Below are 6,039 nucleotides of genomic sequence, written 5' to 3'. Positions count from 1 at the left end.
ATAAGCGCTGAAAGCATCTAAGCGCGAAGCTGGCCCCGAGATGAGTCATCCCTAGAGCTTCGAGCTCTCTAAAGGGTTGTCGTAGACGACGACGTTGATAGGCAGGGTGTGTAAGCGCTGTGAGGCGTTGAGCTAACCTGTACTAATTGCCCGTGCGGCTTAACCATACAACACCCAAGAGGTTTTGGGTTGGAYTCGAAATAAGCCAGTTGATTGTGGCGAGAACGAACAGCTTTCTAGATACGTGTTTTGACTGAAAAGTGAAGACACACCAAATTTTGCTTGGCGACCATAGCGCTTTGGACCCACCTGAYTCCATGCCGAACTCAGTAGTGAAACGAAGCAGCGCCGATGGTAGTGTGGGGTCTCCCCATGTGAGAGTAGGACATCGCCAGGCTCTCATTGCTTATCTTGTTGATAGCTCGATGCTTTTGATATCTGCGATGCTCATGTATTGGCATACACTGCGCGTCTCGATTCAAAATCCTCATCGCATCAAACAAGATAATCTANGCCGATGGTAGTGTGGGGTCTCCCCATGTGAGAGTAGGACATCGCCAGGCTCTCATTGCTTATCTTGTTGATAGCTCGATGCTTTTGATATCTGCGATGCTCATGTATTGGCATACACTGCGCGTCTCGATTCAAAATCCTCATCGCATCAAACAAGATAATCTAATTAGCGCTTAGTATTAGGCTTTAGTTAGCAAACATTTAAGCATCAAAGCAATTAAGTGTAAGACTTTGATGAAAAAGAATTGGTGCGGAGTGGTAGTTCAGTTGGTTAGAATACCGGCCTGTCACGCCGGGGGTCGCGGGTTCGAGTCCCGTCCACTCCGCCATTACTTAGAAACCCTGCTAAATTTAGTAGGGTTTTTTTTTATTGACCAGGTTCGCCCTGCGGGCGAATGAGTCCCGCAGGATGGCCTGCCCGTTGTCCGCAACCCCGGCCCTCCGCCACTACTTAGAAACCCTAGCTGAAAAGCTGGGGTTTTTTGCGTTTAGAGCGTCCCTATAGTGTTAGGGTTATTACTGGAGAATAAAAGACATAAAAAAAGCGCCTCGCGGCGCTTTTAATGGTTTAGGCCATCCCTTGGATGACCACAAATTTTTCTAGGAGCTGATCCTCGGTCTCGACATTATCGGGATCGGTGATAATGCACTTGGAGATCGGGCAAACCGACTGGCACGTCGGTTTGTCGTAATGGCCTTTACACTCGGTGCATAAATCGGGCTCGATCTCAAAGATCTCGGAACCCATCGAGATGGCCCCGTTGGGACACTCGGGCTCACACATATCGCAGTTTATGCATCGATCTGTTATTAATAGAGCCATGTTTCAAAAATCACTCTTTTTGGCGCCTATATCAAGCGCTTACGAATTACTTTTATTAACTGTTGTTTGCCTTGAGTTACTGAAGTGAACTTTATTTTTTCATGTTTAGTAACGCAAATCCGTAACGCATGGCATTTTTGACGTATTCAAAAAGTAGCATGTGTGAGCTTTACGGATGAGCCCCGTTGAAAAAAGGCCTCTACAGTGACACGCACTTTAACATAAACCTCAAAAACGGCCAAAAAAGTGATTATGAGCATGCTATTGAGCGCCGGTCGAAGTATGAAAAGGTGAACTACCTGCGTGTCGATTTTAGTAAAACCGGTAAAGTCACCATATATGCCACGTTCCCAAAAGAGATGGGCTTGAAGGGACGCAAACTTGGGACCTGCCCAGAACTACAGCTCCCGATAGCTCGGGAACAAGCATACGAGATTGCTCATCAAGACTTACTCACAGAACCTGTCACACAAACCGTATCGATGTATTGAATATATGGCTCTAACCGAAGCGTAGCAACTACGCTCCTGAGCTATTTATCAAGCTACGCCGCGTGAGGTACTTTGATCTGTCGTTCCTGGCATTGTTGGCTGCTAAGGTGGGCGAGAAATTTGCGTATGGTTTGGTAGAAAGCTAGATCCGCCCGAGGCGACGGCCTAGAAAGTCAAAAAGGTAGAACGCAAAAAGGTGCAAGCCGCACAAAAGCCGCCTGTGCTTTTTGCACCTCAGAGCAACATTGAGTGTATCTGTCGTTGTACTGGCGAGAACTTAAAGACATATCACACTGTGCGTGATTGATGATCATTGAACCTGTGCTTATCTGGATTTACTCAGTATGATCCCCCCGATTTGAAGGAGGGGGCATGGACTCACACTGGATTAATGAGAAAAAAGACGTTGTGTCTAAAGTATTAAAGTACTCAAAACATACGAGGTTATTTGTATGGACGTTTTGGGTACTGGTAAGTTCAGGGTTCTTTGCATACTTTACGGAGTACGCCACGTATGCCTATTCGATTACTTACGGTTTTAGACCGCCTGTAGAGGGGGTGCCTTATCTGAAAGCGACAGTAGCTTCACTTGCTTTTGCCGCTGCTCTAGCCATGTCTTTAATATTCCTAATGGTTATCTATTCAGCTAAGGCTTTAAGAGCGTACATGAAGCTCTCCGAGGTGCTGGGTCGCTTTTTGCCCGATCGAGATACTGATTATAAAGTGCAAAAAATACTTAATTGGATCGAAACCAAAATAAGAGAACCTAAAGATGGTACGCTTTATCGGTGGGCAGTAATTACACCAATTACTCTCTATTTTTTTCTTTTCTTACGCACAGATGATTTAAAGTGTAATATTGTCACCTGCTTTTTTCATCCTGTTGTGCTTTTATTGTTTTTTCCATCGGCCTATCTTTTGTTGTTGGTTCGGCCTAAGTCGGACAAGCACATTGCAGTATTTTATGCGTTGTTAGCTCTTCTCATTGTTTTGCGATATGCCGCCACGCCTTCAAATTATGCTACTTTCCTTCGCTTTGCGGGCTTTGGCGGCGGGAAACCTGTATCTGTTTACATGTTGGATGCTGATAGTAAAAGTGAAACGAGGATAGACGGCGGGTTGTTGATCCGTAGTAACGATTACCTGACTGTTTATAGCGAACGCACCCAATCAAGCCTTGAGATACCAATGCGGTTGGTACGCAAAATTGAATATGGCAACAGCAGTAAGAACGCCATACTGCCAAAGCTAAACAAATAACACCGCACAGACATAGGGGCCGCTCGGCCCTTTTTTATGGGAAGGGCTAACCATGCATCACTTAGTTATCGGCGAGTTTGTGTTTAGCGTGGAGGATAAATCCCCTATCGCAAAATTCACTCGCACCACACCTGGTGCTTATACCGAAGTAGGCGTAATCGATAACGCGCGCTCGGAACATACGGGGCGACCGCTTGAAACCATCGACATTACTGCCAAGTGGCTGTAATACGGCGCCGCCGCGAACGTGGACGTCATTCGCAAACTGATCGATTCGCCGCAGTGGCCAAGGTAACAACCTCGGCCGCTGGACGATCAAAACTCGCACCGAAGGACGCAGCCGCGTCATCCACGACGGTCGCGCCATGTTCATTGTAGTTAATGGAGAAGCGGGGTTAACCGAGAGCCTTTGCCTTTTCCAGTAGTGCTCTGTATTGGTTAATTTCGTCAGAGACGCCAAAGCGAACAAACCAATCATTTGGGTCTCTGTCTCCAGAGTCAAAAAATGATCCACTGTTAGCTTGATCAGGCAGAAGAATACCTCTATTCAAAAATGACTGATGCATCATCAGTATAATTTCTGGAGAAGTATCATTGTCTTCCAGCGGGTATTTATTAGAAACCAAGTGAATATCGTAAAGCCTTTCTGTGAATTTCTCTGTTTTAACAAGAGAAAGGTAGACGCTTACTGCTTGATCGCTTAACCCGGTAAAACCATGAACAAAACGCTCCTTTTGCGCGCCATCCAGCCGGCAGTCAGGGTCATTGAGCATGAGCAGCGCGATGGCTTTAATCAAGATCTCACTCGGTGTGTTAAGGGCTGCTTCTATGTACTCGACAGCTTGCTCTCGAAAGTGAGGATCGTGACATAACGTATCAAAACTCTTCTGATCTGATTCATCCATACACGACCAAGCCAACTCCAACCCTTGTGCAAGCTTATCTGCACGGTGTTTGCCTCGGTATGCATCGTAGGCTCTTACAAGTTGAACCGCGGACTGAGCTTGCGGCAACCCAGGTACCAATGAAGCCACAAGATTGTGCAGTGGCGAAATTAACCCTTTATCCATTTTTCCTCACTAGGTATGTATTGCGATGAGTGTATAAGCCAAACACGGTGAGTTCGTCACCTATTTACTATTCAAACAGTTCAGTCGCATTAGAAATGTATCACGAGTGGCTAAAATCGTGCTGGTTAAACTTCCTATCACCTGTCTCGATTGAAAACACGATCGCCGCTTAACCCTTTCCCCGCCTGACCTCGCAGGCTTTCTTATGATAAACCTCAGAGAATGATAATGATGGTGGACAATTTTTGCCAAAATGGGCGGATCTCGCCCGATCTTTTGCGTGTGGCACGCACCTATCCGCATCAACTTAACTTCATCAAGTTGAGCAAGACACAACTCAAAGTGCTTCAATCAATCAAAAGTGGTGAGAATGTAACAGCGTGGATGATTGCAGAAAGGTGTGACCTTTCACAGTTGTTCACCAGTACGTTATTAAAGCGACTTTATGACAAATGTTTTTTGATAAGAAAGTCAGTAGTGGCAGGTTCAAGTGGTGTTGCTTACGAATATTTCAAATAACGGTCATAAGGAAGGGATCGCACAATCATTGTGTCTGCATCTCAGGTAAACGGGTCCTTCTGAGGCCTTTACCCTTGCAAACGCGGCCGACTCGCGAGAAATAGAAATTTTTCAGCGGCCTAGGTCATCACCACCCATACCGTAAAAACTTACCCGTTAACCCTTCAGCATGCAATGCGTGATGCGTAACGTTATTGCATAATTCGCAAAACGTTATGTTTTTTCACATGCTGAAAAGATATTATTATAGGATCGAAGAGTAGTTTCTACATTTTCAATTTCTACCCTTTTATCTTTCATGTTGCTTTTTAATTTCTCTAGAGACGTTACCGTTTTGTATAAAAGCTCATTTTCTAAGGTTTCCTTGAAAGCTGGCTCAAATTCCTTTGCTTTCATTGTTTCACTAATCACATGACTTACTATAGATTTAATATCTTTGAATCTAAAAWTTGACATTGAGAAGTTATGAGATATTTTGAATCCAGCTCTTGGGAAGGTGAATTTTATTTCTGCATCTATATGTTTGGAGGATTTAATTAGCTCATCCTCAGACAATGATGATTCGTTTATTTTTGTAGTTAAGTTGTCCACGTAATTGATAATTGATAAGACTGAATTCCAAACATCTAAAATAGGTTCAGGGATTGGTGGTTTTACGCCATAAATTAGTCCATTGTCAGGGTAAATGTTCTGGTAAAGGGTTTTAGCATGAAATGACATGTTTAATTCATTAAATAAGTCAATATGATAGTCAGAATTTTTACCGAAATGATCTTTGAAATGGGAATAGTGTGAGAGATAAAGGTTGGTTCTGTTTGTAGCCTGCGCCTCGTTGATTTGCAGCGCCGTTTGCTTTGTACCGTGTAGCCTGCCAATCAGCACACCCAGCGGGATGGATAGCGAGCTGATACCTATAGGGAGCGCGCTGATTTTTAGGAATGTGCTATAGCTTTTGGCGGAAAATGAGAGCGAATACTCAAGCCAAACAGGGATAGCTAGCCCCAGTGCGAGAAATACCGGTAGTAATACAGCAAGCCAAAAAAGAAGCTGTTTTTCTAGTCCTGTTCTTGGGTCTAATTTTATCAGGTTCATATACAAACCACTCCATTATAAAACGTTATCAATTAACTTTATTCCTTGTCTCATATATTCTTCATTGAAGTGCGAAAGAGCGACAGGGTCAGAGACGGTTTCATGAAAATGTGCAGCTATCGCTTCGTGATCTTCCTTGTAATGAGAGGGGAGGAATTTCAAGATTTCCACGTACGTTTTTATCGCCAAGCTTAAACTTGATATAAAAAACACTAGAAACTCATGAAAGTCTTGCTCTTCTAAGTAGTAGTCTATTGTTTTATTAAAGATG

8 protein-coding genes, 1 tRNA gene and 2 rRNA genes are annotated in these 6,039 nt (G+C 44.0%); 7 read left to right on the top strand and 4 right to left on the bottom strand.

Annotated elements, in window-relative coordinates:
- From BZG78_RS15130 to BZG78_RS15120, 3 genes are all read left to right on the top strand, one after another.
- Positions 1 to 167 (top strand): 23S ribosomal RNA (locus tag BZG78_RS15130); the annotation flags it as partial.
- A gap of 114 nt (positions 168 to 281) precedes the next feature.
- Positions 282 to 397, top strand: a 5S ribosomal RNA gene (gene rrf / locus BZG78_RS15125).
- A gap of 368 nt (positions 398 to 765) precedes the next feature.
- Positions 766 to 842: transfer RNA gene (locus tag BZG78_RS15120), tRNA-Asp, on the top strand.
- A 239-nt stretch (positions 843 to 1,081) separates the two neighbouring features.
- On the opposite strand, the gene BZG78_RS15115 is transcribed toward BZG78_RS15120, so the two are convergent.
- Entirely contained in the window at positions 1,082 to 1,336 is a 255-nt protein-coding gene (locus tag BZG78_RS15115) for a YfhL family 4Fe-4S dicluster ferredoxin (RefSeq protein WP_077522394.1), read from the bottom strand.
- A gap of 185 nt (positions 1,337 to 1,521) precedes the next feature.
- Between BZG78_RS15115 and BZG78_RS15110 the strand changes: the two genes are divergently transcribed.
- From BZG78_RS15110 to BZG78_RS15645, 3 genes are all read left to right on the top strand, one after another.
- Entirely contained in the window at positions 1,522 to 1,827 is a 306-nt protein-coding gene (locus tag BZG78_RS15110) for a hypothetical protein (RefSeq protein ID WP_077661680.1), read from the top strand.
- Positions 1,828 to 2,199: 372 nt separating this feature from the next.
- Complete coding sequence (locus BZG78_RS15105; RefSeq protein ID WP_077661679.1) at positions 2,200 to 3,087, top strand: hypothetical protein; 888 nt, start codon at positions 2,200 to 2,202, stop codon at positions 3,085 to 3,087.
- 52 nt (positions 3,088 to 3,139) lie between these two features.
- Complete coding sequence (locus BZG78_RS15645; RefSeq protein ID WP_241827420.1) at positions 3,140 to 3,316, top strand: hypothetical protein; 177 nt, start codon at positions 3,140 to 3,142, stop codon at positions 3,314 to 3,316.
- A 166-nt stretch (positions 3,317 to 3,482) separates the two neighbouring features.
- On the opposite strand, the gene BZG78_RS15095 is transcribed toward BZG78_RS15645, so the two are convergent.
- On the bottom strand, positions 3,483 to 4,157 hold the full coding sequence (locus BZG78_RS15095; RefSeq protein WP_077661678.1) for a hypothetical protein: 675 nt from the start codon (positions 4,155 to 4,157) through the stop codon (positions 3,483 to 3,485).
- A 228-nt stretch (positions 4,158 to 4,385) separates the two neighbouring features.
- Here BZG78_RS15095 and BZG78_RS15090 point away from each other — a divergent pair, with 228 nt between their 5' ends.
- A complete protein-coding gene (locus BZG78_RS15090) occupies positions 4,386 to 4,676 on the top strand; it encodes a MarR family transcriptional regulator (protein WP_347336565.1) in 291 nt (96 codons plus the stop codon).
- A 213-nt stretch (positions 4,677 to 4,889) separates the two neighbouring features.
- Here the strand turns inward: BZG78_RS15090 and BZG78_RS15085 are convergent, their stop codons facing one another.
- Together BZG78_RS15085 and BZG78_RS15545 are read right to left on the bottom strand one after the other, a co-directional pair.
- Positions 4,890 to 5,768 (bottom strand): hypothetical protein, encoded by an 879-nt coding sequence (locus BZG78_RS15085; protein ID WP_077661677.1) that lies wholly within the window; start codon positions 5,766 to 5,768, stop codon positions 4,890 to 4,892.
- Between the two features lie 15 nt (positions 5,769 to 5,783).
- Positions 5,784 to 6,039 (bottom strand): hypothetical protein (locus BZG78_RS15545; RefSeq protein ID WP_206779565.1); only part of this gene is annotated, 256 nt, incomplete at its 5' end.

It is taken from the genome of Salinivibrio sp. MA351, from assembly GCF_001996065.1.
Lineage (GTDB): Bacteria > Pseudomonadota > Gammaproteobacteria > Enterobacterales > Vibrionaceae > Salinivibrio > Salinivibrio costicola.
Note: the sequence above shows the minus strand (reverse complement) of the source record. Positions and strands in the feature narration are given on the sequence as shown.

Excerpts from the sequence above, each read along its gene's own strand:
- BZG78_RS15115 (WP_077522394.1), bottom strand. The coding sequence starts at position 1,336 with ATGGCTCTATTAATAACAGATCGATGCATAAACTGCGATATGTGTGAG.
- BZG78_RS15105 (WP_077661679.1), top strand. The coding sequence starts at position 2,200 with ATGGACTCACACTGGATTAATGAGAAAAAAGACGTTGTGTCTAAAGTA.
- BZG78_RS15645 (WP_241827420.1), top strand. The coding sequence starts at position 3,140 with ATGCATCACTTAGTTATCGGCGAGTTTGTGTTTAGCGTGGAGGATAAA.
- BZG78_RS15095 (WP_077661678.1), bottom strand. The coding sequence starts at position 4,157 with ATGGATAAAGGGTTAATTTCGCCACTGCACAATCTTGTGGCTTCATTG.
- BZG78_RS15090 (WP_347336565.1), top strand. The coding sequence starts at position 4,386 with ATGATGGTGGACAATTTTTGCCAAAATGGGCGGATCTCGCCCGATCTT.